Origin of the sequence: Altererythrobacter sp. GH1-8, assembly GCF_043702085.1 — a bacterium.
Taxonomy (GTDB): domain Bacteria; phylum Pseudomonadota; class Alphaproteobacteria; order Sphingomonadales; family Sphingomonadaceae; genus Erythrobacter.
Genome location: NZ_CP171690.1, coordinates 1,570,085 through 1,594,622 on the forward strand (window position 1 = coordinate 1,570,085; position 24,538 = coordinate 1,594,622).

Annotated in this window: 26 protein-coding genes; 13 read left to right on the forward strand and 13 right to left on the reverse strand. The window is 58.2% G+C overall.

Going from position 1 to position 24,538, the window contains the following annotated elements; all coding sequences use genetic code 11:
- Positions 1-8: 8 nt before the first annotated feature.
- Positions 9-707: a Crp/Fnr family transcriptional regulator gene (locus ACG9DO_RS07660; protein ID WP_394731139.1), complete on the reverse strand. Its 699-nt coding sequence runs from the start codon at positions 705-707 to the stop codon at positions 9-11.
- Entirely contained in the window at positions 704-1,225 is a 522-nt protein-coding gene (locus ACG9DO_RS07665) for a hypothetical protein (RefSeq protein WP_394731140.1), read from the reverse strand. The genes ACG9DO_RS07660 and ACG9DO_RS07665 overlap by 4 nt, the downstream gene beginning before the upstream one ends.
- 232 nt (positions 1,226-1,457) lie before the next feature.
- Here ACG9DO_RS07665 and rplU point away from each other — a divergent pair, with 232 nt between their 5' ends.
- The 3 genes from rplU (at position 1,458) to ACG9DO_RS07680 (ending at position 2,951) form a co-directional block, all read left to right on the forward strand.
- Positions 1,458-1,934 (forward strand): 50S ribosomal protein L21, encoded by a 477-nt coding sequence (rplU, locus tag ACG9DO_RS07670; RefSeq protein ID WP_394731141.1) that lies wholly within the window; start codon positions 1,458-1,460, stop codon positions 1,932-1,934.
- A gap of 13 nt (positions 1,935-1,947) precedes the next feature.
- Positions 1,948-2,217 (forward strand): 50S ribosomal protein L27, encoded by a 270-nt coding sequence (rpmA, locus tag ACG9DO_RS07675; protein WP_176272779.1) that lies wholly within the window; start codon positions 1,948-1,950, stop codon positions 2,215-2,217.
- Between the two features lie 200 nt (positions 2,218-2,417).
- On the forward strand, positions 2,418-2,951 hold the full coding sequence (locus tag ACG9DO_RS07680; protein ID WP_394731142.1) for a GNAT family N-acetyltransferase: 534 nt from the start codon (positions 2,418-2,420) through the stop codon (positions 2,949-2,951).
- Positions 2,952-3,040: 89 nt separating this feature from the next.
- Here ACG9DO_RS07680 and ACG9DO_RS07685 read toward each other — a convergent pair whose 3' ends face one another.
- Complete coding sequence (locus ACG9DO_RS07685; protein WP_394731143.1) at positions 3,041-3,925, reverse strand: metal-dependent hydrolase; 885 nt, start codon at positions 3,923-3,925, stop codon at positions 3,041-3,043.
- A 170-nt stretch (positions 3,926-4,095) separates the two neighbouring features.
- Between ACG9DO_RS07685 and ACG9DO_RS07690 the strand changes: the two genes are divergently transcribed.
- Complete coding sequence (locus ACG9DO_RS07690) at positions 4,096-4,695, forward strand: TetR/AcrR family transcriptional regulator (protein ID WP_394731145.1); 600 nt, start codon at positions 4,096-4,098, stop codon at positions 4,693-4,695.
- On the opposite strand, the gene ACG9DO_RS07695 is transcribed toward ACG9DO_RS07690, so the two are convergent.
- Both ACG9DO_RS07695 and ACG9DO_RS07700 read right to left on the reverse strand, forming a co-directional pair.
- Positions 4,679-5,437, reverse strand: coding sequence for a YgfZ/GcvT domain-containing protein (locus tag ACG9DO_RS07695; RefSeq protein WP_394731147.1), 759 nt, complete (start codon positions 5,435-5,437; stop codon positions 4,679-4,681). The two genes, ACG9DO_RS07690 and ACG9DO_RS07695, sit on opposite strands and share 17 nt — an antisense overlap.
- A 5-nt stretch (positions 5,438-5,442) precedes the next feature.
- Positions 5,443-6,351 carry a RimK family alpha-L-glutamate ligase gene (locus ACG9DO_RS07700; RefSeq protein ID WP_394731148.1) on the reverse strand — a complete coding sequence of 303 codons (909 nt, stop codon included), beginning with the start codon at positions 6,349-6,351 and terminating at the stop codon, positions 5,443-5,445.
- Between the two features lie 67 nt (positions 6,352-6,418).
- On the opposite strand from ACG9DO_RS07700, the gene pyrC reads away from it, so the two are divergent.
- Positions 6,419-7,456, forward strand: a complete 1,038-nt coding sequence (gene pyrC, locus ACG9DO_RS07705) for a dihydroorotase (RefSeq protein ID WP_394731150.1) — start codon at positions 6,419-6,421, stop codon at positions 7,454-7,456.
- Here the strand turns inward: pyrC and rarD are convergent.
- Positions 7,453-8,358: an EamA family transporter RarD gene (rarD, locus tag ACG9DO_RS07710; protein ID WP_394731151.1), complete on the reverse strand. Its 906-nt coding sequence runs from the start codon at positions 8,356-8,358 to the stop codon at positions 7,453-7,455. The two genes, pyrC and rarD, sit on opposite strands and share 4 nt — an antisense overlap.
- A gap of 195 nt (positions 8,359-8,553) precedes the next feature.
- Here rarD and ACG9DO_RS07715 point away from each other — a divergent pair, with 195 nt between their 5' ends.
- Positions 8,554-8,994 (forward strand): glycine zipper 2TM domain-containing protein, encoded by a 441-nt coding sequence (locus ACG9DO_RS07715; protein WP_394731152.1) that lies wholly within the window; start codon positions 8,554-8,556, stop codon positions 8,992-8,994.
- A 166-nt stretch (positions 8,995-9,160) separates the two neighbouring features.
- Here the strand turns inward: ACG9DO_RS07715 and astD are convergent, their stop codons facing one another.
- Together astD and ACG9DO_RS07725 are read right to left on the reverse strand one after the other, a co-directional pair.
- Positions 9,161-10,579 (reverse strand): succinylglutamate-semialdehyde dehydrogenase, encoded by a 1,419-nt coding sequence (gene astD / locus ACG9DO_RS07720; protein ID WP_394726789.1) that lies wholly within the window; start codon positions 10,577-10,579, stop codon positions 9,161-9,163.
- 308 nt (positions 10,580-10,887) lie between these two features.
- On the reverse strand, positions 10,888-12,333 hold the full coding sequence (locus ACG9DO_RS07725; protein WP_394731228.1) for a protein adenylyltransferase SelO family protein: 1,446 nt from the start codon (positions 12,331-12,333) through the stop codon (positions 10,888-10,890).
- Between the two features lie 73 nt (positions 12,334-12,406).
- On the opposite strand from ACG9DO_RS07725, the gene ACG9DO_RS07730 reads away from it, so the two are divergent.
- From ACG9DO_RS07730 to ACG9DO_RS07745, 4 genes are all read left to right on the forward strand, one after another.
- On the forward strand, positions 12,407-13,270 hold the full coding sequence (locus ACG9DO_RS07730; protein ID WP_394726791.1) for an alpha/beta fold hydrolase: 864 nt from the start codon (positions 12,407-12,409) through the stop codon (positions 13,268-13,270).
- Positions 13,271-13,487: 217 nt separating this feature from the next.
- On the forward strand, positions 13,488-14,414 hold the full coding sequence (locus tag ACG9DO_RS07735) for a glycosyltransferase family 1 protein (protein ID WP_394726793.1): 927 nt from the start codon (positions 13,488-13,490) through the stop codon (positions 14,412-14,414).
- A 139-nt stretch (positions 14,415-14,553) separates the two neighbouring features.
- Positions 14,554-15,345: a tetratricopeptide repeat protein gene (locus tag ACG9DO_RS07740; RefSeq protein WP_394726795.1), complete on the forward strand. Its 792-nt coding sequence runs from the start codon at positions 14,554-14,556 to the stop codon at positions 15,343-15,345.
- A 50-nt stretch (positions 15,346-15,395) separates the two neighbouring features.
- Positions 15,396-16,751, forward strand: coding sequence for a PQQ-binding-like beta-propeller repeat protein (locus tag ACG9DO_RS07745; protein ID WP_394731229.1), 1,356 nt, complete (start codon positions 15,396-15,398; stop codon positions 16,749-16,751).
- Between the two features lie 12 nt (positions 16,752-16,763).
- Here the strand turns inward: ACG9DO_RS07745 and ACG9DO_RS07750 are convergent, their stop codons facing one another.
- The 3 genes from ACG9DO_RS07750 to ACG9DO_RS07760 are packed head-to-tail and all read right to left on the reverse strand — an operon-like array spanning position 16,764 to position 19,267.
- On the reverse strand, positions 16,764-17,069 hold the full coding sequence (locus tag ACG9DO_RS07750; RefSeq protein WP_394726797.1) for a putative quinol monooxygenase: 306 nt from the start codon (positions 17,067-17,069) through the stop codon (positions 16,764-16,766).
- A gap of 14 nt (positions 17,070-17,083) precedes the next feature.
- Entirely contained in the window at positions 17,084-18,469 is a 1,386-nt protein-coding gene (locus ACG9DO_RS07755) for a glutamate--cysteine ligase (protein WP_394726799.1), read from the reverse strand.
- Positions 18,470-18,511: 42 nt separating this feature from the next.
- Positions 18,512-19,267 carry a 16S rRNA (uracil(1498)-N(3))-methyltransferase gene (locus ACG9DO_RS07760; RefSeq protein ID WP_394726801.1) on the reverse strand — a complete coding sequence of 252 codons (756 nt, stop codon included), beginning with the start codon at positions 19,265-19,267 and terminating at the stop codon, positions 18,512-18,514.
- Between the two features lie 38 nt (positions 19,268-19,305).
- Here ACG9DO_RS07760 and ubiA point away from each other — a divergent pair, with 38 nt between their 5' ends.
- Together ubiA and ACG9DO_RS07770 are read left to right on the forward strand one after the other, a co-directional pair.
- Positions 19,306-20,208, forward strand: coding sequence for a 4-hydroxybenzoate octaprenyltransferase (gene ubiA / locus ACG9DO_RS07765; protein ID WP_394726803.1), 903 nt, complete (start codon positions 19,306-19,308; stop codon positions 20,206-20,208).
- Between the two features lie 12 nt (positions 20,209-20,220).
- A complete protein-coding gene (locus ACG9DO_RS07770) occupies positions 20,221-20,847 on the forward strand; it encodes an SOS response-associated peptidase (protein WP_394726805.1) in 627 nt (208 codons plus the stop codon).
- Positions 20,848-20,880: 33 nt separating this feature from the next.
- Here ACG9DO_RS07770 and ACG9DO_RS07775 read toward each other — a convergent pair whose 3' ends face one another.
- Positions 20,881-21,264, reverse strand: coding sequence for a VOC family protein (locus ACG9DO_RS07775; RefSeq protein WP_394726808.1), 384 nt, complete (start codon positions 21,262-21,264; stop codon positions 20,881-20,883).
- Between the two features lie 127 nt (positions 21,265-21,391).
- On the opposite strand from ACG9DO_RS07775, the gene soxR reads away from it, so the two are divergent.
- Positions 21,392-21,832: a redox-sensitive transcriptional activator SoxR gene (soxR, locus tag ACG9DO_RS07780; protein WP_394726810.1), complete on the forward strand. Its 441-nt coding sequence runs from the start codon at positions 21,392-21,394 to the stop codon at positions 21,830-21,832.
- Positions 21,833-21,904: 72 nt separating this feature from the next.
- Here the strand turns inward: soxR and ACG9DO_RS07785 are convergent, their stop codons facing one another.
- Positions 21,905-24,463, reverse strand: coding sequence for a TonB-dependent receptor (locus tag ACG9DO_RS07785; protein WP_394726812.1), 2,559 nt, complete (start codon positions 24,461-24,463; stop codon positions 21,905-21,907).
- Positions 24,464-24,538 lie beyond the last annotated feature (75 nt).

The following is a 24,538-nucleotide window of genomic DNA, read 5'->3' on the forward strand; positions in this document are numbered from 1 at the left end:
TCTACGCTTCAGCCCAAATCCTTCCCGGAGAGGGACTGCAGGAGCGCGGGGTCGACCAGTTCGATCCCGCGTTTGCCGTTTCGGCGGATTGCACCCAGATCCTCGAGCTCGCCGAGTTTGCGGCTGACGGTCTCGATGGTGAGGCCCAGCATGTTCGCCATTTCACCGCGCGTGAGCGGCAAGTCGAAAGCCGCGGCGAGATGACAAGGCGAAGTGCTCGCAGCGTGGGCAAAATCATGGATCAGGGCAGCGAGCCGTGCTTCTGCACTTGCCCGTGCTGTCAGCTCAAGCATCGATCGGGCTGAATGCAAGTCTTCCTGGCTGCGGCGGAACAATGCCACTGCCAGGGCAGGATGATCGAGCACCGCGCGCTCCATGTCTTTCTTCGCGAATGTACACAGCTGGCTTTCCGTGAGCGCCACAACATCGTGCTTGGCAAAGGGAGTGAACATTTCGCCGATAAATCCAGCCGGATGAACGAGCGCCAGAATTTGCTCATTGCCGTCGATATCGTAAGCGACCACTTTCAACGCTCCGCTGACCAGAGTTGCGCAGGCTGTATCTTCATCGCCTGCTGCAAACAGCAATTCGCCGCGTTTAAGCTTCCGTGTGCGCCCAAGCGACGCAAGCGCATCGCGTTCTTGTTCGTTCAGAACTGCACATGCAGCGCTGTCTCTGACCGGGCACTCGGCGCAAGCAAGGTTCATAGGTCTGCGCGTCCTCTCAGTTCTGCCAGGATGGTATCTTCAAGGATGATCGATGAGATCACCTGCTCGCGTGCTTCTGAAATCGCCTCGCGTTCAGCAAAGTCGACGCTGGCATTGGCGTAGAGCAGGTCGAGATCGCCCAAGGCAATCGCGGCAATGCTACGCTGCGAATCGAGTTCAGCCAGTGCCACCTGAGCATCAGTCCAGCTCTTGTCGCCCGGCACCTTCGCGCCAATCCCATCGATCGCTGCGCGTGTAGCTGGAACGGCAGCCATGAAGGCGGTGTGTGCGCTGTTCGCCTGCGCGACAAGAGCCTGCAACTGATTGGCCTGGCCCGCCGGAGCGGTGGTCGGGCGGAGCGTTTCGCCACCGGGCTCGACGGGTTCGAAGACGCCGCTGATTCGCTCCACATCCCGAATGGCGAGCGAAGGATAACGTTCGCTTGATGCTGCGCAGGCAGACACTGCCAGCAGGACCGTTGTTATAACGAATATTCGCTTGAATTGATGCTCGACCATTGAAGACAGACCATAGCAGAGCCAAATGCGAAGGCCAGCATTTCGCAGCTCGGGTTTTCGTTTGCTCTCCTCTGCCGGAAGATTGGCGCAAAAACCCGAGATCTAGCGTTGACTTGAGGCCACTCTTCCCTTAACGGCACCCTTCTTTCCGGCGGACCGCTTGTTGCGGGTAGTCGGTCGCGCCTCTTCGACGGATGAGGGGGCACAGCACAAGATTGAAAGTGATACCACTATGTTCGCAGTAGTGCGCACAGGCGGCAAGCAATACCGGGTTGCCGCCGGGGACAAGATTGCAGTCGAAAAGCTCGCTGGTGAAGCGGGAGATACCGTGACGCTGGGCGACGTTCTGCTCGCTGGCGAAGGCGACAAGATTGCTGACGCTTCGAAGGTAACCGTTTCGGCTGAGATCATCGCTCAGGCAAAGAGCGAAAAGGTCATCGTCTTCAAGAAGCGCCGTCGTCACAATTATCGTCGCAAGAACGGTCACCGCCAGCAGATGACACTGCTGCGCATCACGGATGTCGGTGAAGGCGCCAAGAAGGCAGCGCCGAAGAAGGCTGAAGCCAAGGCGGCGGAAGCCGAAGCGAAGCCGGCAACTGCCAAGAAGGCAGCGCCTCAGGCCGCAGCTGAAAAGAAGCCCGCAATCAAGAAAGCGGCAGCAAAGAAGGCACCTGCCAAGAAGGCAGCGCCCAAGGCTGACAAGAAGTAAGAGGTAACAGACCATGGCACATAAAAAAGCAGGCGGTTCATCGCGTAACGGTCGCGACTCAGCCGGTCGTCGCCTCGGTGTGAAAAAGTTTGGCAGCGAAGGTGTTATCGCTGGCAACATTATCGTGCGTCAGCGCGGCACGAAGTTCTACCCGGGCTCGAACGTGGGCATGGGCAAGGACCACACGCTGTTTGCTCTGCAAGACGGCGTGGTGCGATTCCACAAAGGCAAACTCGGCCGCAAATACGTGTCAGTCGACATGCTTGCCGAGGCAGCTGAATAACCGGACGGTTCGATAAAGGGATCGTCCAAGCAGGACGGTCCTAGTCGGAACAACCACCGACAACCAAAGAGGGAGATAGGGCCGACCTGTCTCCCTCTTGTCGTTTCTCCCTCTGTTTCTGGCGTATCTGCATTCGCCGCAATGAATGTGTCACGCAGGCTCTCTATCGGAGCGTCAGCGGGGCGATGAGGAGAAGGAACATGTTCCATTGCACGCAAAGACTGCTGCTCCGGCCGATATGGCCCGAGGATTGGCAAGCTGTCCATTCGGGTATCGCTGATGAAGGCGTGGTGCGGAACCTGGCGCGCGCGCCCTGGCCCTATGGGCCCGAAGACGCCCGCAGCTTTGTCGAGCTTCCGGTTGATCCTATGTACCCCCGCTTTCTCATCACACGCTCGCGCGATGCGGCGCTCGTCGGCTGTATCGGAATTGATCCACATGGCACCGACGTCGAGTTGGGTTATTGGATTGCGCGTCCGCATTGGGGGCAGGGCTATGCCACCGAAGCGGCGCGCGGCGTCCTAGAAATTGCTGCAACCCTTGGCTACAAGTCCCTGTTTGCAAGCCATTTTCTTGATAACCCTGCCTCAGGCAAAGTGCTGACCAAGCTCGGGTTTGTGCCCACTGGCCGGATCGTAAATCGCCATAGTTGCGGACGGGGCGAGGAAGCCCCGACTGCGGAATATTCGCTCGATCTGACTGCTGAGGCAGCGGATTGGCGCAGTGCCGCCTGACCCTCTCCCCCAACTCAAGGCGGCGCAAAGAGAAGCCCCGGTTCCTTCGCGGAGCCGGGGCTTTTTGTATTTGGGGCCAGAGAGGCGGCTTATTCAGCTGGCTGGAGCAATGCGTCTTCGAAATCGCCTTCGTACAGCTGGATCAGCTCGCGATCGTCTTCATTCCACGGATGGAAGCCTGGCATGAAGTATGCGAGCCAGCCGGGGACAATCCTGCGCAGGAAGCCAGGGCTGACAAGGAGATACTTCGCCAGCGCCAATCGCCATTTCCAGCCGGTAAGGCCATCCTGACGAAGAAGATCCATCGTGTCTTCGCTACGATGCTTGATGAACCGTACGGTGACGAGCATCATCATCAGGCTCTTGACCTTCCAGCGTTTGAAGCGGCTCCAGTCGCGGGTCGCGTGAAGCCAGGTGTCGTAGGCGACACCCTTGTGCTCTATCTCTTCGGCCGAATGCCACTTCCACAATTCGCCAAGATCGCCGTCAGCGCCCTCGAGATATTTGGGGTTCTTCAGCAGTTCGTGGCCCAGCATGGCCGTGAAGTGTTCGAGCGCCATGGTTGCGGCGAGGTTCAGGATAACCGGGCGATCCTTGAGCTCTGCCAGCAAGGCTTCAACCCGCTTGTCGATCGCGTCAATGTCATAGCCTGCGTCAGCGGCCATGCGATTGAACGCGACATGCTCGCGGGTGTGATTGATTTCCTGGCGAACGAAAGCGCGAATTTCTGCGGTCAGCTTGGGATCGGCACCGTCGCGGAAGGCCTTCACGGATTCGATGAAAAAGGCTTCGCCGCGCGGGAAGGTTGCCGACAGAGCGTTCATCCAGGCGGTCGCAACAGGATCGCCATTAAGCCACCACCGGCGGGCCTCGATGCCGCGGGCGAATCGTTCGTCGCGCACGGTAATCTCAAGGTCAGCAGGGGTGGGACCCTTTTTCGTCGCTTCAAGATCGAAGGAGGCAGGGGCGTTCATGGTTGCTGAAACTCCGGATTTTTACTACTTACATCTGTGTCAGTAGAGGCTACTGACATTAATGTCAATAGTGCGTTGAACCGCTTGGTTGACTTGTCCCGCCTGCGGATGCCCTTTATCAGTCTAAGCGCGAGGCATGCTCTCGCGATGGGGACGGGAAGAACTAGAACATGGCCAGTCGCAAACGCCTATCACCGGAGGAATCGCGCAAGACCGCACTGGAGGCTGCACGCGGGCTCCTGATTGAAGCAGGGCCCCAAGCGGTAACCTTGAAGGCAGTGTCTGCCAGGGTCGGGCGTACCCATGCAAACCTGCTGCATCATTTTGGCTCGGCGGCGGGCTTGCAAAAGGAACTGGCAAGGCACCTGGCGGAAACGGTCTGCGAGACTATCAAGGAAGCGGTTCAGGCGAGCAGAGCAGGGCTCGGCTCACCTCGCGAAGTGGTGGATCTGGCGTTTGATGCCTTCGATAAGGAGGGCGCAGGTGCGCTCGCCAGCTGGATGATCCTGACCGGCAATGAAGATGCGCTCAGCCCGATCGTTGAAACCATTCACCAGCTGGTTGATGAAATCGCGCCCAATGAGGCAGCGGCGCATGGCAAGGTCACGCACGTCCACGAAGAGACGCTCGCGCTGGTATTACTGGCGATGGGTGATGCCCTCATTGGCAAGGCGCTTGCGCGCTCGCTCGGTCTGCCGGAAGCGGCCGCACGCGACCGTGCGCTTGTCATGCTGGAGCGTTCGCTGGCGTTGATCAATCAGCCGGGCTGATTGCACTTTTCTGCCAGCTGGGAAGATTCTCCGGATCGAGCGAATCGACCCGCAAATGATCAACCGCGAGACCAAGATCAGGATAAGCGGCTTTGCGGCGCTTTTCGTCCGACTGTTCCAACGGGACCACGACTAGACGCCGGTTGACCTTCTGCCGCCAGTTCATGCGCGCGGTGTTCTCTTGCCCGACATAGCAGCCCTTGCTGAAACTCACCCCGTTGAGTTCGATCGCATTGGTCTCAAGCCACAGGATGTCGGCAAGTTCCGCCTGACCTTCAGGAACACCCAGCAAAACCCGGTGAGTGAGCCACATGTCATCAGCCGCGCCTCCATCGTCGCTCGCTGAAGCAATCCAGCGATAGCCTAGCTCCGCCAAGCGGGGATCACGCACCGCACCGTCATGCGGCTCGGTCGACCAGTACACTGCCAGCGTGTCATCCACGGCAATGTCGATTGCGCGGCGAAGGCGATAGAGCGAGAGGCGCTTGACGAGATCGGGCGCGACCGATGCTTCGCAGTCGATCAGGATGTCACCCGCTCGCCCTGAGCCTGTCAAAGGATCGCGCCATACGAGGAAATCGAACATCGCCTTGCCCTGCGCGCTGAGCAGCGCCGCATAGACCGGCATTTCTCCGCTCACGTCATTGGTGACCAGGCCTTGCAGGAAGGCTGCAATGTTCTCCTCCGTTTCCCGGGGGGAAAGACGGATGACCGAGCGGTTCGAAAGGCGAGTTGCTGGCATGGCCATTAAGTGGTGCTGTTCGCCTGTGCTTCAAGTCGTTTGGCGATGCCATTGGCAAGGCGCACACCAAGCTCAGGTCCTTGCTCGGGATAGAGATAAGGTTCGATCAGCTCTGCCTCGATCAGCAACAGATTGCCTTCGGGGCCACGCACCATGTCGATCCGGGCATAGAGCGGGGAGGGGAAGGGCAGGCTATCATAGGCGTACTGAGCAGCGGTGATATCGTCTTGTGTCGGATCGGCTGCGACTTCTGTACCGCCATACAGCGACTGGATGCGATAATCGCCAACCGCCGCGCGCTTGTTCAGCACGTGGCTTGGTGCGCCGTCGATGAAGATGAAGGAATATTCGCCTTCGCTCTGGATCGCAGGCAGGAATGGCTGCAGCATCATCGGACGCGGGCTCTTCCAGCCATCGGGCACTGGATTGTCTGGTCCGAACAGGAATTGTCCTTCCGCGCCGGCGCCGACTTGGCGCTTTGCGACGATCTGCTCGCTTGCAAACTGGCGGCGGGCTCGCTCCACGTCCTCCGCTGTCGCTTCCTCGACCCATAGCGTCGGCACGGTCGGTACCCCGCGCTCTGCCATTTCAGCCAGATAGCGTTTGTCGATGTTCCAGCGGACTACATCAGCGCCATTGCACAGGATCGCCCCGCTTGCTTCCAGCGCATCAAGCTTGGCGAGGAAGGCGGCTTCCTTGTCCTGATAATCCCACACCGTGCCGAGGAGGATTAGCCCAATCCGGGCGAATGCTTCGAGCGGCGATTCCCAGTCGATCACCTCGAGCTCGTGCCCGGCATCTCTCAACGCCGGCTCGAGCGCTCCAATATAGAGGTCGTGTTCGTAAGCGTCTTCGCGCCTTCGTGCAGAGCCGGGAAGAGTGCCTTCGCAAGCGAGAAATCCGATTCGCGTCATGGGATAAGCGCCTAATGCGCATCGCGGGGGCTGGAAAGTGCACGCGCACCGGACTATCTCGCAATGCATGGCTGAGACGCTGACAATTCGCCGCCCCGACGACTGGCATTTACACTTTCGCGATGGCGATATGATGCGTGATGTCGTCCCGTTTACCGCTCGCCAGTTTGCCCGCGCGATCGTGATGCCGAACCTGACGCCGCCGGTGACAGACAGCGCCAGTGCAGCTGCCTACCGCGAGCGAATCCTCTCAGCGGTGCCAGACGGCATCGATTTCATGCCGCTGATGACTTGCTATCTGACCGATGACACGGATCCGGATGATCTCGCTCGCGGTGCAGCCGAAGGGATTTTTACCGCAGCCAAGCTCTATCCCGCCAATGCGACGACCAACTCGGCTTTCGGCGTATCCGACATGGCAAGGCTCGACCCGGTGTTCGCGCGGATGGAATCAGAAGACATTGTCCTGTGCATCCATGGCGAAGTGACAGAAAGCCATATCGACATTTTCGACCGCGAAGCTGAATTCATCGAACGGCATTTGCGCCGGATTGTGCGCGACTTTTCGAAGCTGCGCGTGGTGTTCGAGCATATTACGACCAGCGAAGCGGTCGATTTCGTGCTGGAATGCGGGCCCAATGTTGCAGCGACGATCACACCGCAGCACTTGCACATCAACCGCAACGCGATGCTGGTCGGCGGTATTCGTCCGCACGCCTATTGCCTGCCGGTGGCCAAGCGCGAGCAGCACCGGCTCGCGCTGCGCAAGGCCGCGACGTCAGGCAGTCCGAAGTTCTTCCTTGGCACTGACAGCGCGCCACACCCCCGCCATGCGAAGGAAAGCGCTTGCGGTTGTGCTGGTATCTTCAACGCACCGTTCGCGCTCGAGAGCTATCTAGCGGTGTTCGAGGAAGAAGACGCTCTGGAGCATTTTGAAGGCTTTGCTTCGCTCAATGGCCCTGCTTTCTACAAGCTGCCTATCAACAAGGCGACTGTTACGCTGAAACGAGAGCCGCATAAGGTCCCGGATATGCTGACGGCAGCTGGCGAGGACATCGTTCCGTTCCACGCAGGCGAGACACTTGACTGGAAGCTGGTTGATTAGGTTTCCTCGGGCGCTGAGCGCTTGCCGAACAGGTCGCTCACAAAGATCGCGATCGCGATCCAGATCAAGATGAACGCGCCAAGCTCAGCCAGCTCAAGTTTTTCCTCGAACACGGTCAGCCCAAGGAAGAAGACGATGGTCGGCGCAAGGAACTGGATGAAGCCGAGCGTTGAATAAGGCAGCTTGCGCGCGGCAATTGCAAACAACAACAGCGGAACCGCTGTAACGATCCCGCCCAGCATGATGAGCGCGCTGAGTTCAGCATCCTTGCCGAAGCTCGCGCCAGCAGGGCTGCTCGCATACCACCACACGATCGCGAACGACGGGAGCAGCAGGAGGATCGATTCGATTGTCAGGCCAGGGACTGCGCCGACCGGGGTTTGCTTGCGCACCAGACCGTAAAAGCCGAAAGTTCCAGCCAGCGACAAACTGATCCACAAGGTCGATAGTGCGCCGAACAGTAGCGATGCGATGGAAGCGCTTGCGATGGCGACTGCGACCCATTGCCGACGCGACAGCTTTTCACCAAGGAAGACTGTGCCCAGCAACACGTTGAGCATCGGGTTCAAATAATAGCCCATGCTAGCGGCGTAGACATAATTCGCCTGAATCGCCCAAATGTAAGTCAGCCAGTTTGCGCCAATCAAAGCCGCGCTAACAAACAGCCAACCCAACGTCTGCCGATCCGCAATCGCGGCCTTCACTTGCGGCCACTGACGACGCAGCGCGATCAGCACGAGGCAGATTGGAACTGTCCAGATGATCCGCCAACCGACAAATTCGAACGCTGGGACTTCGCGTACCAGCAAGAGATAGAGGGGCAAGAAACCCCACAGCAGGTACGCGCCAATTGCAGCCGGGAGACCGCTTGTTTCCTGCGCGTTTTCTGCGGCTGCTCCCATTATCAGCCCGCTAAGGCGACGGCTAAGGTGCGTCAATCACTCAATTCGTCGGCTATTCATGCACGACTTGTCGAACATGAACAAACCTGACGGATGTGTTGCAATTCATTCAGGTTGATAGGTTTATATCTGAACGAACTGATGAAGCGGAGGTATTCCCCGATCCGCCGATTGAGTGAGAAGAGGACTACGACAATGCCGTTCACACAAGCAAAACAGGTTGTTCTCGCGCTCGGCGCGACTGCAACGCTTTCAATTGCTGCGCCTGCAGCAGCTGTCGACTTTGCGTCGCCTGCCAGTCAGGTCTCCACTGCTTCTGTGCTTGGCGATATGACCTATGAGCACAAGCGCAAGAAGTGGAAGGACCGTGACTATGACGACCGCTACTACGGTCGTGACCGCTACCATGGCGAACCAGTTTACCGTGACACGCGCGTTTGGCGCGGGCGCGACGGACGGTATTACTGCCGGAAGGAAAATGGTACGACTGGCTTGTTGATCGGTGCAGGGGTCGGCGCGCTGGCAGGCAACGAATTGGCAGGCCGAGGCGACAAGACGTTGGGAGCGATTCTGGGAGCTGCCGGCGGCGCTATTCTTGGCCGTGCGATCGATCGCAGCAATTCACGGTGCCGCTAAGCTTACCGTTTCGGAGGCACGAAACAGAGAGCGTGCCTCCAACCGCTATTTACGATCTTGGGTCATCCCACCAATGACCCGGGCATGGTTCTCAAGCGAGAGAGCTGTGGGGGTGCTCCCTGTCGATTGACAGGGGGCACCTTTTCGTTGTGGACAAGCGAGGAACCTATTCGGCCTCACTCAGACCGATGCCTAGCGTAGCACGCGGTTCATCGATCTCAGTGCTCGCGACAGGGTAAGCACAGTAATCCGCTGCGTAATACGCGGCGGGGCGATGATTGCCGGATAACCCAATCCCTCCGAAAGGCGCGGCTGACGATGCTCCGTTGGTTGGGCGGTTCCAGTTGATGATACCGGCCCGGGTATTGGCCCAGAACCGGTTGTAATCCTGCGCATCGCCGCCGATCAGCGAGGCTGACAGGCCAAAACGGGTGTTGTTCGCTTCCTTGATGGCAGCATCAAAATCCGGGACTCGGATGACTTGCAGCAACGGTCCGAAGAGCTCCACATCAGGACGGCTCTTCATTTCAGTTACGTCGATAACGCCCGGCGTGAGGAAAGGCTTGCTTTCATCAGGCCGGCGCAAGTGTTCCAGTGGCTTCCCGCCTTCAGTCATGAGGTACAAAAAGCTCTCTGCCAGCCTTTGCGCAGAAGTGTTGTCAATGACCGGACCCATAAAGGGAGCAGGATCAGCAAAGGGTTCGTCCACCAAGAGCCGCCGGACGGTTGGGAGCAGGACTTCCATTAGCGGCTCGAACACGCTCTCCAGAACGATCAAGCGGCGCGCCGCTGTGCAACGCTGCCCAGCGGTCGTAAAAGCGGATTGGACAATCAACGCCGAGGCATCATCCATGCGCGGCGTGTGAAGCATGACAAGGGGATTGTTGCCGCCCATCTCCAGCGCGACAATCTTGCCCGGGTTTTTCGCCAGCGCCCGGTTTATGGCGATTCCAGCCTGGACTGATCCGGTAAAAAGCACACCGTCCACTTCGCGGTGCGCAACAAGCGCCTTGCCTTCTTCCACTTCACCAAGAGCGAGTTGAACGACATCTTCAGGAATGCCAGCCTTATGATAGCAAGCGACGAGAAATTCGCCGACTGCTGGCGTCTTCTCACTCGGTTTGAAGATCACGCAATTGCCCGCAATCAGCGCGGGGACGATATGCCCGTTCGGCAAGTGCGCGGGGAAGTTGTATGGTCCCAGTACCGCCATGACCCCGTGAGGCTTGTGCCTGACGGCGGCTGTACCCTGCGCGGCACTGTCGAGCTTCTTCTTGCCAGTTCGTTCAGCATAGGCGGTAACCGAAATCTCAACTTTGCCAATCACCGCATCGACTTCAGTTCGAGCCTCCCACAAAGGTTTGCCCGTCTCTTTGGCAATCAGGCGTGCAAATTTTTCGGCGTCGTCACGTACCTGATTGGCAAACCTTCTCAGTTTCTCAATTCGGTCAGTCAGAGGCATCGCAGCCCATTTGGGCCACGCACGGCGCGCGCGTCTGGCACAGGCGTCAATATCGCTGACGCTGCCATGCCACAGTTCCTTGCCCGTCGCCGGTTCGTGCGAAACAAGCTGTGTAATGGTCACTCCCTCGCCGTTTTTGGGTTACCTTGATAATGCTCGGTAAGCGAAAAGCCTTTGTGAGCAATAAAGCTTCCGACATGCAAAAAAGGTAATACGTTATCTTGCTCAGCGCGTTAGGACGCATCGCGCCGAATTAAAAGCAAATTACATCAGTCTGCGGCTCTGTCGAGCTGGCTACAAGCCAACATGGGCAATCCGCCAATTTGTCGAGGCTTGCGACGAAACTGAGGGAATTCCATCTAATTTCAAAACGAAAACCTCTTCGGGCAAAGCCCTGCGGGTGGAGGTCTAGCGATGAATAGGTCCTAACCCTAGGCCAGGTGTCCTTGAGGCACAGGGGCGGGTCCGTGGGCTTCTCCCATCCGTCTGATCGCAGCGATCTTGACTTCTAGCGGTGACCAGTCATCGCGTTCGGCAATCGCGTCCCAAATGCTTTCTACTTCGTCGATAAGCATGGATTGCACGCTGTCTTCGTTCCAATATTCGTGGCTTGTGTCAGTTGCTTCATATCCGGCGAGCGCTTCTGCCAGCGTCCCTTGCGCATTTCTCCCGCCGCGGTGATGGTGGAAGAATCCATCCGGCTGCCAGCCATCGTCGCGCAAGGCCTTCTCGCAAGCTGCAACGAGCGCAGCATTACTCTCCTCGTCTCGCGGATGGACTCCCAAACGCCAACACCACCTGCGGCCGACCGCTGCCATATAGAGCGGTCCAAACCGGTTCATCGCACCCAGCAGCGGCTCGCTGTCGGCCAGCATTCGCAAGGCAACCGCCAACTGGCCGCAATTCCAGTGCAGCGCTTCTGGCTGGCGGCCAAACGCATAAAGTCCCTGCTGGTCGAAGTAAGCTGCGGTAAACCCGGGATCCCAGGTCGGCAGGAAACGCCATGGTCCGTAGTCAAAACTCTCGCCTGTGATGTTCATGTTGTCGGTATTGAGCACGCCATGGACGAAGCCTGCGACCATGTAGCTTGCAGCCAGATCTGCCAAGCGCTCAACCACCTGATGCAGTAGGATCACTGCAGGATTATCGCGATCAGGAGCGTCTTTGGGAGGCTGGGGCCCCGGAAACTGCTTGAGGCAGTAATCGACGAGCTGTTCCATCTCGTCCTGTTGCTCCAGCGCAAGCAGCCTTTGAAATGTTCCGATCCGGATATGCGAATGGCTGAGCCGTACCATGACTGAGGATCGCGCAGGAGAAGGCTCATCATTGCGCCACAGTTCCTCGCCGGTTTCGATGATCGACAAGGTCTTGGAGGTGTTGACGCCAAGCGCCTCCAGCATCTCCGTTGCGAGAATTTCGCGCACCCCGCCTTTCAACGTCAGCCGCCCATCCGCCGTTCGGCTGTAAGGGGTCGTCCCTGACCCCTTGGTTCCAAGATCGAGCAGTCGGCCCTGCGGATCGCCGCCTTCGCGCATCTGCGCAAACAGGAAGCCGCGCCCGTCGCCAATCTCCGGGTTGTATACTCGGAACTGGTGACCGTGATACTTCAGTGCGAGCGGCTCAGGCAAGTTGCTGGGCAGCGGCTGAAACCGCGCAAAGTGGCTTACCCATGCTTCATCGCTAAGCCCATCCAGTCCTACTGACGCAGCAGCGCGCTGATTGCGGAAGCAGATCTTGGCTTGGGGGAAGTCAGCCGGTTTGACCGCTTCGCTTAGCCACTCGGCCAATTCGGCGATCGCGGGATCTGGCTGGTAAGATGAGTTGTTCGTAAATGTTTGCGGGTCTTCGACCGTGGCAGGTTGCGGTTCGGCGTTCATCGGGCAATAGTGATCGTTCATCGGGCCGGGCGCAAGCTGCCTCCGGCTTTCATCAATAGAAAGCGCAATTGACTTGACTGATTTGCCGTATCGTGACCGCTATTGGCAAAGCGCCGATGGACTCACACTTCATTTTCGTGACTATGCCGGGCCAGACGGTGCGTTGCCGGTCTTATGCCTGCACGGTTTGACCCGCAATGCACGCGATTTCGCGCCGTTGGCGGAGCATCTCTCAGCCAGACATCGAGTCGTCGTGCCGGAAATGCGCGGGCGGGGACAAAGCGATTATGCCAAGGACAGCGCCACTTACTCGCCGTTGACCTATGTCGCCGATGTCGAAGCCTTGCTGAAGCAAGAGGGAATTGACCGGTTTGCAGCAATCGGAACATCCATGGGTGGATTGATGACCATGCTCATGGCTGCCAAGGACGCGAGCCGGATTGCCGCAGCGGTGATCAACGACATTGGTCCGGTTGTCGATCCGTCCGGGATTGAACGGATTGCCGGCTATGTCGGCCAGGGACGGAATTTTCCGACTTGGATGCATGCGGCACGTGCGCTCAAGGAGGAACATGGTGGCAGCTTCCCCGATTACGATCTTGAGCGATGGCTCGACCTGGCGAAACGGATGATGGTCGTCGGGCCAAACGGCCGCATCACGCTTGACTATGACATGGCTATTGCAGAGCCATTCAAGCAGCCCGGCAATGCCGCACCGCCGGACCTTTGGCCAGCATTTGAAGCGCTTGGCAATGCGCCGTTGTTGATCCTTCGCGGTGAACTTAGCGATCTGCTTACAAGTCAGACCCTGGCAGAAATGCATCGCCGCGTCCCAGAGCTGGTTCACGTGACATTGCCGCGCATTGGCCATGCCCCGATGCTTGATGAACCTCAGTCTCTGGACGCGATTGATGCGTTGCTTGCGCAAGCCAAGTAAGCAGGGCGGTATGGGCAAATTACGCATCCTTCACTGTATTTGCGATCCTGCTGATTTTGCCGCTGAAAGGCTGCCTAAAAGGCTGTCGAAGCTTGGAAGGAATCTGTCGCACACTCTCGCGGGAATTTCGCCAGAGCTTTGGCAGGCTGCCGCCCAAGATACGACATCTGCAAGGCCTGCTTTCGCGACCGATTTTCCTGCGCTTTCAGGCAAGCCGATGCCTGGACGCTTGCTGCGGCTGGCCAACGCAATCAAGCCCTTCGAGCTTGTGCTGAGCTATGGTTGGGGCGCAATCGATGTTGCGATGGCGCATACCCTTTTTGGCGAAGCGCTTGGTCTGCCACCGCTGGTGCACCATGAAAGCACGCTGGTCGGAGAAGAGAGACGTTTGAGCAAACGCCGCTGCTGGTACCGGCGTATTGCGCTGGGAAGGGCCTCCGGCCTGGTTGTTACGAGCGAGCGAATGGAGGAAATCGCATTGGTCGACTGGCAGCAACCGATGGGGCGCGTAAAGCGCTTTGCACCGGGGATTGCGATCGAGTCGATAATCGCCAAGCCAAGGGCTGACGCCCTGCCGGGGGTGATCAAACGCGAAGGAGAGCGCTGGATTGGCGCTTTGTTCGAGGACTCTGGTGATGTCGGTGCGTTCTGCTCGCTTGTCACAACCCTAAGCAAACTTCCCGAAACATGGCATCTCGTTGTCTTTGTTGGAGACCTCGATGCAGATCCGCTCAGTGCGCAAGCGGAAAGCCTGGAGATCGCACACCGGTTGCACATCGCGAGGCCGGTCGGCGAGCTACAAAAGGTAATCGGCCTGTTCGATATCTGGGCAAGCATCGGGCAAAGTCGCGGCAGGCCCGATGCGACCATTATGGCGATGGCCGCTGCCAAACCGGTACTTGCTTTGTCGGGAAGTGACAATGCCGCTTTACTTGCGACCGAGAACGCGGTTCACACTGCAAGCTCTAATGCAGCGCTCGACCTCGAAAGGGCTGTGCGTTCGCTTGTTGACGACGATGAGAATTGCTCTTCGATCGGCGCAGCCAACAAGGCTTACGCCGCACAGCATTACGATCACAATTCGGCTCTCGATCGCTATCGACGCCTCTATGCAAGTGCGATGAGACAGGAAGTCATTGCCTAAAGCGAGAGGAATCGCACAGTTACCTCTTCATTTACGGTTCAACTGGCCGGGGACAGGGTCTGGATGCCATTGCGGTGTGGGCTGACCCCTTCTAAAGCCGCCTGATACATTCTCGAGTTTGCAAGGAAAGAGCCAAGTAGTGGCCCTGACACCGTCAAGAAACAAAGATGAGGCCGGCAGCAAGGCTGGCAAGATTGCCGCAGCTGACGAAGTGCTGCTGCGTGAGATCGATGATGCAGTGCGCCAGGACGATTTTGCGCAATTCGCCAAACGATTTGGCGTACCTTTGGCAATAGTCGCAGTCCTTGGACTTGCCGCCTTTGGCGGCTTTCTGTTCTGGCAGAACCAGCAGGAAGCTGCAATGGAAGCGGAATCCGAGCAGCTGGTTGCAATTATTGATCAATTCGAAGCAGGAAATCTGTCTCAGGCAGACGAAGCTGCTGCGCTGCTCACGCAGAACAGTGAAGGCGGTGCGGCTGTCCTTGCAGAGTTGACCCGCGCTGCAGTTGCAGTTGAACAAGGGCGAAGCGCAGAAGCAGCCGCCATATATGGAGCGGTTGCCGACGATGCGAGCGCCCCGGAAGCCTTGCGCAATCTGGCGCGGATCCGCCAAGTGGCGCTTACGTTTGATGAGCGTAAGCCGTCCGATGTTATTGCGACGCTTGGACCCATGGCCGTGCCTGGAAATGCCTGGTTTGGAAGCGCCGGTGAACTCGTGGCCCTGGCTCATCTGGAGAATGGTGATCAGGCGCAGGCTGGCGCGCTGCTGAGCGAGATTTCCAAATCGGACGAAGTACCCGCCAGTTTGCGAGCACGGGCTCGCCAACTGGCTGGTCTACTCGGCGTGGACGCTATTGAAGATGTCGAAGAGTTGCTGGAAGAGCAAGGTGTTGCTCCTGCCGGTGAGGGGAATGGTGCAGCTGGTATTTGATCATCTTTGTGAATGCAGAGACTTATGCGGCTGAAGCCAATGATGGGATGATGAAGACGGTGAGAATGACGGGAAAATTTGCGGCGCGCGTAGCGGTTCTTGCAATGGCAGGAGCAGCGCTCGCTGGGTGTAGCGGTGGACTTTTCGGCGGTGGCGACAAGAAAACGACGCCCACTGTTGGCGAACGTATGCCTATTCTTTCGCGCATCGAAACGGGCGCAAAGGTTTCCCCAGATCTCGCTGGTGTGTCTGTTGTTTTGCCGCCTGCGCAAACCAATGCCGATTGGGCTCAAGTGGGAGGTACTGCGAGCAAATCCTATGGGCACCTCGCATTGGCAGATAATCCATCGCTTATCTGGAGCGCACAGATCGCTGGTTCGAGTGAACGCCGTCGTCTTGCCGCTGCCCCGGTTGTTGGCAATGGCTTGCTGGTTGCGGTTGGCACAGACGGTGTCGTCCACGCCTTTGATGCTGAAAGCGGGGCGCGCCGGTGGACCTACAAGATGCAATTGGATGGCAAGCTTGAGGATTCTGCTTTTGGCGGCGGCGCCAGCATTTCGAACGGGCGGGTCTACGCGACCAATGGGGTTGGTGAAGTCATCGCATTGAATGCGGAAACAGGAACCCAGGAATGGAAGGTTCAGCCAGCTGGTCCATTGCGCGGGTCTCCTACGATCGCCTTCGGTCAGATTTTTGTCATGACTCAGGACAACCAGATTTTTGCTCTCAATGCAGAAGATGGATCGCAGATCTGGCAGGAATCGGGCTCGACGACACAAGCAGGCGTGTTTGGGGTTGCAGCCCCCGCGGCGGGGCAATCGACGGTGCTCGCGGGCTATTCCTCCGGTGAACTATCCGCTTACCGTTACGAGAATGGGCGCATCCTGTGGGCCGATGCGCTGGCACGTACGTCGATTTCGACAGAGGTGGGCTCGCTGACGGATATCGATGCCGATCCGATCATCGATTCAGGGCGCGTTTACGCGCTTGGGCAAGGTGGCCGCATGGCCGCCTACGAGCTCATCACAGGCCAACGCATCTGGGAACTGAATCTGGCTGGAATTTCGACCCCGGCTATTGCGGGTGAGTGGATCTTCACATTGACCGATGATGCCCGTTTGCTCGCGATTGCGCGATCCAATGGCAAAGTACGTTGGATTTCCCAATTGCAGCAATTCAAGGATGAAGAGGATCGCGAGGGTCCGATATTCTGGACCGGGCCAGTCCTTGCGGGCGGCCATCTGTGGGTCGCAAGTTCTCGGGGCGCGCTCTACAAGGTCAGCACCGGCGAAGGTTCAGCCAGTCTCTATCGCGACCTGGACGAGCCAGTGAGCCTCGCTCCAGTGGTCGCAAACAGAACGCTCTATGTCCTCGACGATAGTGGACGGATCCGCGCTTTCCGCTGAGCTCCAACGGGCTTAACGAACAAATTCACCGTCATCGGTGATGAATTTGTGAATATTGGTGTCGACCTTGCCAAAGGTCTTCACCAGCTTTGCGAATTCCTGAACGTGCGGTGAGGCGAAATGCGCGTCAAATGCCTCCTGACTTTCCCATCTTTCATAGAGGATAAAAAGGTCAGGATCGGCAACGTCTCGCGCAAGAGAATAAGCCAGGCATCCAGGTTCCTCGCGGCTTTTCCGTACGACTTCAGCGATCGATTCGTGGTGCTGTTCGAAGATGCCCGGCTGGTACCGCATGGTGCCGCTGTACTGAATCGCCATAATGCCTCCTGACTTCAGAAGCTGTACTTGTAGACTCGCTTAACGTCGCCGTCCCATTCGCCATGATACCGGTCGAGCAGTCGCTGCGCCGGGCACTTTCCACTCTCGACAATTTCGTCGAGCGTCTCCAAGAACCCGGTTTCGTTGTCTCCGGAATCGTTGAGCCGCGCACGCGCATTGAGCCCGCTCCGCGCGATCGTCAGCACGTCTTTGGCGAGATCCTGCAGTTTGCCTCCGCCAGGGATCTGCGCCTGCAAGGCTTCGCGTGGCACAGCGTTGCGTAACGCTTCCCGCTCTTCCATCGACCAGTGCTTGACGAGTTCCCATGCCGCATCGAGCGCTGTCTGATCGTACAGCAGGCCGACCCAGAATGCGGGCAGCGCGCAAATTCGGCTCCATGGACCACCATCAGCCCCGCGCATTTCCAGAAAACTTTTCAGACGTACTTCGGGAAAGGCCGTCGAAAGATGATCCCACCAGTCGCTTTCCGTTGGCTTCTGTCCGGGCAGAGCCGGCAGCTCGCCTTTGAGAAAATCGCGGAAGCTTTGCCCCGCTGCATCGATGTATTGGCCATCGCGGAACACGAAATACATCGGCACGTTCAGCATGTAGTCGACCCAGCGTTCATAGCCGAAGCCGTCCTCGAACACGAATGGCAGCATCCCGGTTCGATGCGGATCGGTATCTGACCAGATATGGCTGCGGTATGAGAGGTAGCCATTGGGCTTCCCCTCAGTAAAAGGCGAGTTCGCAAACAGCGCGGTCGCCAAAGGTTGCAGGGCCAGCCCTGTTCGGAATTTCTGCGCCATGTCGGCTTCAGACGAATAGTCGAGATTGACCTGTATCGTGCAGGTGCGCAGCATCATGTCGAGCCCCAGATTGCCAACTTTGGGCATGTGACGCCGCATGATCGCGTGACGCCATTTTGGCATCATCGGAAGGTCTTCGCGGGCTTTGTCCGGCCACATCCCTAGCCCGAGAAAGCCGACCCCGCATTGCTCGCCGATTTGCTTGACCTGCGCGAGGTGCCGACCGGTCTCGGCACAGGTCTGATGCAGGTTTTCGAGAGGTGCGCCAGAAAGCTCGAACTGTCCGGCCGGCTCAAGGCTCACGGTGCCATCGTCGCCTTTCATGGCGATCACGTTGACAGAACCGTCTTCTGCCTGTTCTTCGATTGGCTCCCATCCGAACTCTTGCAAACTCAGCAGGATATCACGGATACCTCCCTCTTCATCGTAAGATGGAGCGTGGAAATCATCGCGTTTGTAGACAAGCTTTTCGTGCTCTGTGCCGATGCGCCAGTCAGCTTTGGGCTTCTCGCCACGCATCATCGGAGCGACCAGCTGGTCGCGGCTCTCGATAATCGGATCGTCAGCGGTAGAGGCTTCGCGTGTGCTCATGCGAGTTGCCTTAGGCAACCGATAATTGCTGCGCCAGCGAATTTATTTCTCATCCGGCCAATCCCCTTTGATACCCATCCAGAGCGCTGTCGCTGCAATGGCCGCAGTCTCACCGCGAAGTATTCGCGGGCCGAGACTGATTGGTGACACCGCGGGATGATTGCGCAGCATGGCGCGCTCAGCATCATCAAATCCTCCTTCCGGGCCAACAAGCAGAGCGGCTGGACCCGCACTTGCGGCAAAGGCGGCGTTAGCAGGACGGCCACCGTCCTCATCCGCGAAGAACAGCAAGCGGTCCTCAGGCCAATGACGAAGCAAGGCCTCCAGCTTCACAGGCTCCTCTAGCTTTGGCAGGGCGGTGCGGGCACACTGTTCTGCTGCTTCAGTGACGATTGTCGATGCGCGCTCGAGGTTGAGCTTGTCCGCGACACAGCGTCGCATCAGCACAGGCTGAATACGCGCAACGCCCAGTTCGGTCGCTTTCTCCAAAACGAGATCGAAGCAATCCTTCTTCAGCAGGGCAGCACAAAGCCAGAAATCGGGCACCTCTTCGCGCGGGCGAAGCTGGTTTGTGACAGTTAGCGTGAGATACCGCTTGGCGACATCACTCACTTCTGCAGTCCACTCACCGGTCTGGTTGTCACACAGGATCACAGTGTCGCCAGCGCTCACGCGCATGACTCGTGCGAGGTAATGCGCTTGATTGCCGCCGATGTCGACTACCAGTCCTTCGCTGAGCGGCTCTGCGACAAACAGGCGCGGTGCACTTTTGGGCGGCCAGGAAGGTGTGGCAGGCATGGCTTTTCCCTAAGCGCGGAGCAGGCTAGGGAGCAAGCATGTCGGAGCAAATTGTCCCTGATAGCGAGCATCGCGGTTTGGTCGCGCGCCTGCCGCAAATGCCGCGCGATCTTGCGCAACTGGCGCGATTTGACCGGCCGATCGGCTGGTGGTTGTTGTTCTGGCCGTGCGTATGGGGCGTGTGGCTTTCAGGCAGCGGAGCGCAATGGTCGCTGCTCGGCTGGTTTCTGCTTGGCAGCATTGCCATGCGCGGGGCAGGCTGCGTCTATAACGACATCGTCGATGCAAAACTGGATGCGAAAGTCGCGCGCACGGCCGTACGCCCTGTGGCGAGTGGCCGCGTCAGCAAGCGAGCGGCGTGGATATGGCTCGTTACGCTCTGCCTGATCGGCCTTATCGTGCTTTTGCAACTGCGTTTCGAAGCCCAACTGGTCGCGCTGGCAAGTCTTGCACTGGTCGCAGCCTATCCCTTCATGAAACGGATCACCTGGTGGCCGCAGGCCTGGCTCGGCATGGTGTTCAGCTGGGGTTTGCCGGTCGGTTGGTTCGCGATGCGCGGGGACAATCTTGACGCTCTGGCTGCTGTTTACGCGGGCACCGTCGCATGGATCATTGGCTATGATACGATCTACGCGCTGCAGGACCGCGACGATGACGCGCTCGTCGGCATCGGTTCCAGTGCCTTGCGGCTGGGCGATCGAGTGCAAAGCGGGGTAACGCTGTTCTACTGTCTGGCGATCGGGCTGTGGTGCCTTGGCATCTGGCTGTTGCGGCCCGATTGGATCGCGCTCCTCGCGCTGCTCCCGGTGGCGTTGCACCTGTTCTGGCAAGTCGTAACGCTCGACCCAGATGATCCGGACAATCCGCTGGCACGATTCCGTTCGAACCGCTGGGCAGGCGCGTTGATGGCAGCCGCGTGCTTTGTTGTCGGCAATGCTTAGGGGGAATGCCTTATGTGCAACCTCTACCGCATGACCAAGGGCAAAGACGAAGTCGCCGCCTGGTTCGAAGCCATAGAAGCGCTGGGCGGTGCCAACTTTGGCGATGAAGTCTATCCCGGTTATCCCGGGGCAGTCGTCGCTGAAGGCATCTTGCGGCAGATGACCTGGGGCTTCCCGCTGGTCATGAAAGGCAAGCAAGGCCAGCCCTTGAAGCCCAAACCCGTCAACAACGCTCGCACCGACAAGCTCGACAGCTTCTTCTGGAAATTCAGCTTTGCCGAGCGGCGCTGCTTGATCCCTGTCACTGCCTGGGCAGAGGCAGAGGGTGTCAAAGGCAGCAAGACGCGCAGCTGGCTATCCTTGCCAGACAGCGAGTTGTTCGCTTGTGCAGGGGTGTGGCGAGGCAGCGATGAGTGGGGCAATTGTTATTCGATGGTCATGACGGATGCTGCAGGTGTGGCAGCACAGGTTCACACCCGCATGCCGGTTATTGTGGGTCCAGAAAATTATGCGGTCTGGACCGACGGATCGCCTGAAGCAGCGCGCGAATTGTGCGTGCCATGGGCTGGAGAAATCGCGATTGACCGGACCGATCAGCCTTGGACGAAAGGCGGTGCAGTCCAGCAGAACCTGCTGTAGAAGCGAAGATTGGCTCTTGCAGGATCGGCTCGTTCATGACGCTGATCCTTCATAGGAAACAATTTCGAACTCGATCCCGTCCCAGTCGCAGAAATAGAACCGCTTGCCGGGATTATAATCGTCATGGCCAAATGGTTCGAGACCGTGCTCTTCAACCAAGCGTTCAGCAGCATCAAGATCATCAACCAGGAAGCCTACATGGTTGAGCGGCTGTCCCTTGGAATAGTCACCTTTGACATGTTCGCCGGTGTAAAGCGCCAGGTAACTGGTCTCAGTGCCGACATGGATGGTGTGTCCGCCATTCATGGAGCCACCTTCCCAGCGGATGTGCCAGCCGAGCAATTTCTGGAAAAGTCCAGCGCTGCGGGCAGGGTTGGTGACGGAAATATTCACGTGTTCGATTGTTCCTTTGGGCATGATGCACTCCTTCGTGTTTGCGAGGGCAAGAGCTTGGCCTTGGCTTGCCTTTGCCCCGCGAGTGCATCCCCTCTACAATCTCAATCTAACTTGAGATCAAGCTATAATATTGCTATCACTGGAATCGATGAAAGCGAACGACCTTCTTTCGATCGGGGAACTGGCGCGGCGCACGGGCCTGAGCGTGTCTGCGATCCGCTTCTACGAGGAGAAGGGACTAGTCGAGGCCTTTCGCAGCTCAGGCAACCAGCGCCGCTTCATGCGCAGTGATATCCGGCGTTTGAGTTTCATCCTGATTGCGCAGAGGCTGGGATTGCAACTGGACGAGATCGAGCAGGAAATGCGCAGGCTGCCGCAAGGGCGCACACCGAATGCGCGCGACTGGAGCAAGATCAGCCGCTCGATCAGGTCCCAGCTCGACCAGCGCATTGCCGAGCTGGAACGGGTGCGCAGCACGCTTGACGGCTGTATTGGCTGCGGCTGCCTCAGCCTCAGGAAGTGCCAACTCTACAACAAGGATGACCGGCTGGGTGCTGAAGGTGTGGGGCCACGTCAGATTCTGAGCTGACAGCCGACATTCAGCTGACGACCCAGTCGTTGACACCACACATCAGCAATCCAGACGAAGAGGAAGGACTGATCAGAAGCGGGTTCTGACCGTCACCCCATAAGTCGCCGGGTCCTGCACGAAAGAGGCCCGTGCGCGGTTGCCCAGTGCACCGCGAAGCGGGACAGTGAACGTGCCTGTCCGCACCCGCTCGTCGAACACATTATTTCCCCATATTTCGAGTGCCCAGCTGCCATCATCTGCGCCGATGCCCGCACGCAGGTTTACCCGAACATTCCCATCCTGGATGTCACCCGGCAAAGGCAGGTCCGGGCGCAAGACCTCTGAAGGGAGAGTGGATGTCCGGCGGCTGCTTTCATAGCGCGCAGTGCCGGATAGAAAGAATTCCAGACGGTCAGAAATCGGTGCTTCGTAAGTGCTTCCAAACACCACCGTCCAATCAGGGGCGTTGGTGAGCGATGCTCCGCAAAGCGTGGCAGCATTCGGATTAAAACCCGCCGCCGTCGGGTCTTGTTCCGCGCAATCGCTTGGATAGCGAGCGTCAGTGTAAGTGACCGCTGCGTTAGCCGACAGACCGTCCGATAGCTGGGCCTGGCCTTCGACCTCAAACCCAGTGCTGCGCGCCTTGTCGACGTTGAATGTTTGGAACTGTACGCCAGTGAAATCGAGGACCTGAAAATCGCTGAGCACGGTGTCGAACAATGCGATATTGATCCGCGCGCGGCGATCGAGCAGTTCAGCCTTCATTCCGATTTCGTACGCATCGACCTCTTCTGAGGCGAAGCGCGGGTCAGCGCCGCCTACACCTGCGGACGCATCGAGATTGAAGCCACCGGATTTGAAGCCGTGTGTAAAGCTACCGTAGAAAGTGATGTCCTCGCTCGGCCGGAAAGTCGCGTTGATCGTGTAGATCAGCTCGTCGTCTTCAAACGTATCATCGAATTCACGCGGCAGCAGCGCTAGCGCCAGCGGATTGGCCGCGAACGCCGGGTTTATTCCCTCCAGCACTTCCAGGCTTGGTGCGACAAACACGAAGCAGTTGAGTGCGACTCCGCCTACTCCGAGAAAATTGCCCGCACCTGCGCCCAGTGTGCCAAGGCAAGCATCATACTCGCCATCCACCTGCGTGAACGTGCCATCCTTGCTTTCATCGACGTAGCGAAGCCCAACTGTGAGGTCCAACTGGTCGGTGACGGAAAAGACGTTGTGGGTGAAGATGGAGAACGACTTGCCGGTCTGCTCATAGCGATTGGATGCGAAATCCCCGGTTGCATCGACCCCGCCTGCGGTCAGGAACAACGGGTTGGGCTGAAGCGGCAGAGCCCCGAAGAGCCCGCCGCTTACGCCCGATTGAAACTGATCCAGCAAAGTGAGGGATTTCTTTTCTTCGATCTTCTCCCACGAGTAATAGGCGCCAATCAGCCAATCCAGACCTCCGTCAAACGCCTCTCCTTGAAGGCGGAGTTCATGCGTGGTTGACTTGATTCTGGTCGGATTGTTCAACGGTTCGAAATTCTGACCGCCAAGCGCTCTTGCCTGATCTGAGGCGCCGGCCGTAAACATGCGTAGCTGAGTGTAATCGGTTTCCAGCGCAGTGCGGACTTCGAAGTCGCGGTACGAAGCGACGTAGGTCAGTTCGCCGAAGGGGATATCGACATTGTATTCCGCAGAGAGGCCCCAGGTTTCAAATGGCGTGTCGAACTGGCCGTCATTGGATTTGAGGTCCTCCAACGCGTCTTCGCCGACGTTGGGCGCACCGCCATTTGCGGGCAGCCCGAAAGCGTCAAAGTCGACCGTTGAGCCGTCACGGATCCAGATCGCATGACAACAGCTGTCGTCGCCTTCGGTGTAATCGCCGATAATGCGCAGTTCGCCCGCAGAGCCCAGATCGAACAGCACCTGGCCGCGTAACAAAAGCCGTTCGATGGAGTTGCTTTCAATCCCCGTCGGACCTTCGATATAACCATCGCGGTCGCGCACTGCGCCGGCGAAGCGAAGTCCAATCTTGTCCGTGACGACCGGCACATTGATCCCGGCTTGCACATTGATCAGGTCGAAGTTGCCATAGGTCGCATTGGCAAAACCTTCCACGATATCAAGCTGCGGCTTGCGTGTCCGAATGTCGAGCGCGCCGGCTGATGTGTTGCGTCCGAACAGCGTGCCCTGCGGCCCGCGCAAGACTTCGACCCGCTCGACATCGAGCAGATCGCCAAGCGCGATGCCGGGACGGGAGAGGTAAACACCATCCAGAAACACACCGACGGCGCTTTCAAGGCCAGTGTTGTTACCGGTCGTGCCGACTCCTCGAATGCGCAAAGTCGTCCCCCCGGTCGATGTTCCGAAGGAATTGAGATTGAAACTGGGGGCTACCGAATCAATCGCCGTGATGTCTGCTACACCTGCTCGCTCGAGTTGCTGAGCAGAAATGGCTGTAACCGCGATAGGAATGTCCTGAACGTCGTTGGCACGCCGAGTCGCGCTGACGATAATGGTGGGTAGCTGGCCCGAATCGTCACTTGCCGCAGGCTCGCTGGACTGCTCCTGTGCTGCAGCAATCGATGGCCCTGCAGCTAATGCCACAGCCGAAATTCCAGCCAGCAAGACTGCGTTTACGCGTTGATTCTTAGACATCTGCCAATCCTCTCTCAGCAGCACGCCCGGATCGGTGTGAAGGAGCAAGAGAGTCAATTCCCTTTGCTGTTTCTC

Bases quoted from the DNA above. Each gene is read 5' to 3' on its own strand.
- ACG9DO_RS07715 (WP_394731152.1), top strand. From the start codon at position 8,554: ATGCCGTTCACACAAGCAAAACAGGTTGTTCTCGCGCTCGGCGCGACT.
- ACG9DO_RS07755 (WP_394726799.1), bottom strand. From the start codon at position 18,469: ATGAGCACACGCGAAGCCTCTACCGCTGACGATCCGATTATCGAGAGC.
- ACG9DO_RS07680 (WP_394731142.1), top strand. From the start codon at position 2,418: ATGTTCCATTGCACGCAAAGACTGCTGCTCCGGCCGATATGGCCCGAG.
- ACG9DO_RS07685 (WP_394731143.1), bottom strand. From the start codon at position 3,925: ATGAACGCCCCTGCCTCCTTCGATCTTGAAGCGACGAAAAAGGGTCCC.
- ACG9DO_RS07700 (WP_394731148.1), bottom strand. From the start codon at position 6,351: ATGACGCGAATCGGATTTCTCGCTTGCGAAGGCACTCTTCCCGGCTCT.
- ACG9DO_RS07660 (WP_394731139.1), bottom strand. From the start codon at position 707: ATGAACCTTGCTTGCGCCGAGTGCCCGGTCAGAGACAGCGCTGCATGT.
- soxR (WP_394726810.1), top strand. From the start codon at position 21,392: ATGAAAGCGAACGACCTTCTTTCGATCGGGGAACTGGCGCGGCGCACG.
- ACG9DO_RS07785 (WP_394726812.1), bottom strand. From the start codon at position 24,463: ATGTCTAAGAATCAACGCGTAAACGCAGTCTTGCTGGCTGGAATTTCG.
- ACG9DO_RS07750 (WP_394726797.1), bottom strand. From the start codon at position 17,069: ATGGCGATTCAGTACAGCGGCACCATGCGGTACCAGCCGGGCATCTTC.
- ACG9DO_RS07665 (WP_394731140.1), bottom strand. From the start codon at position 1,225: ATGGTCGAGCATCAATTCAAGCGAATATTCGTTATAACAACGGTCCTG.
- rplU (WP_394731141.1), top strand. From the start codon at position 1,458: ATGTTCGCAGTAGTGCGCACAGGCGGCAAGCAATACCGGGTTGCCGCC.
- pyrC (WP_394731150.1), top strand. From the start codon at position 6,419: ATGGCTGAGACGCTGACAATTCGCCGCCCCGACGACTGGCATTTACAC.
- ACG9DO_RS07760 (WP_394726801.1), bottom strand. From the start codon at position 19,267: ATGCCTGCCACACCTTCCTGGCCGCCCAAAAGTGCACCGCGCCTGTTT.
- rpmA (WP_176272779.1), top strand. From the start codon at position 1,948: ATGGCACATAAAAAAGCAGGCGGTTCATCGCGTAACGGTCGCGACTCA.
- ACG9DO_RS07690 (WP_394731145.1), top strand. From the start codon at position 4,096: ATGGCCAGTCGCAAACGCCTATCACCGGAGGAATCGCGCAAGACCGCA.
- ACG9DO_RS07775 (WP_394726808.1), bottom strand. From the start codon at position 21,264: ATGCCCAAAGGAACAATCGAACACGTGAATATTTCCGTCACCAACCCT.
- rarD (WP_394731151.1), bottom strand. From the start codon at position 8,358: ATGGGAGCAGCCGCAGAAAACGCGCAGGAAACAAGCGGTCTCCCGGCT.
- ACG9DO_RS07725 (WP_394731228.1), bottom strand. From the start codon at position 12,333: ATGAACGCCGAACCGCAACCTGCCACGGTCGAAGACCCGCAAACATTT.
- ACG9DO_RS07770 (WP_394726805.1), top strand. From the start codon at position 20,221: ATGTGCAACCTCTACCGCATGACCAAGGGCAAAGACGAAGTCGCCGCC.
- ACG9DO_RS07745 (WP_394731229.1), top strand. From the start codon at position 15,396: ATGAAGACGGTGAGAATGACGGGAAAATTTGCGGCGCGCGTAGCGGTT.
- ubiA (WP_394726803.1), top strand. From the start codon at position 19,306: ATGTCGGAGCAAATTGTCCCTGATAGCGAGCATCGCGGTTTGGTCGCG.
- ACG9DO_RS07735 (WP_394726793.1), top strand. From the start codon at position 13,488: ATGCCTGGACGCTTGCTGCGGCTGGCCAACGCAATCAAGCCCTTCGAG.
- ACG9DO_RS07695 (WP_394731147.1), bottom strand. From the start codon at position 5,437: ATGCCAGCAACTCGCCTTTCGAACCGCTCGGTCATCCGTCTTTCCCCC.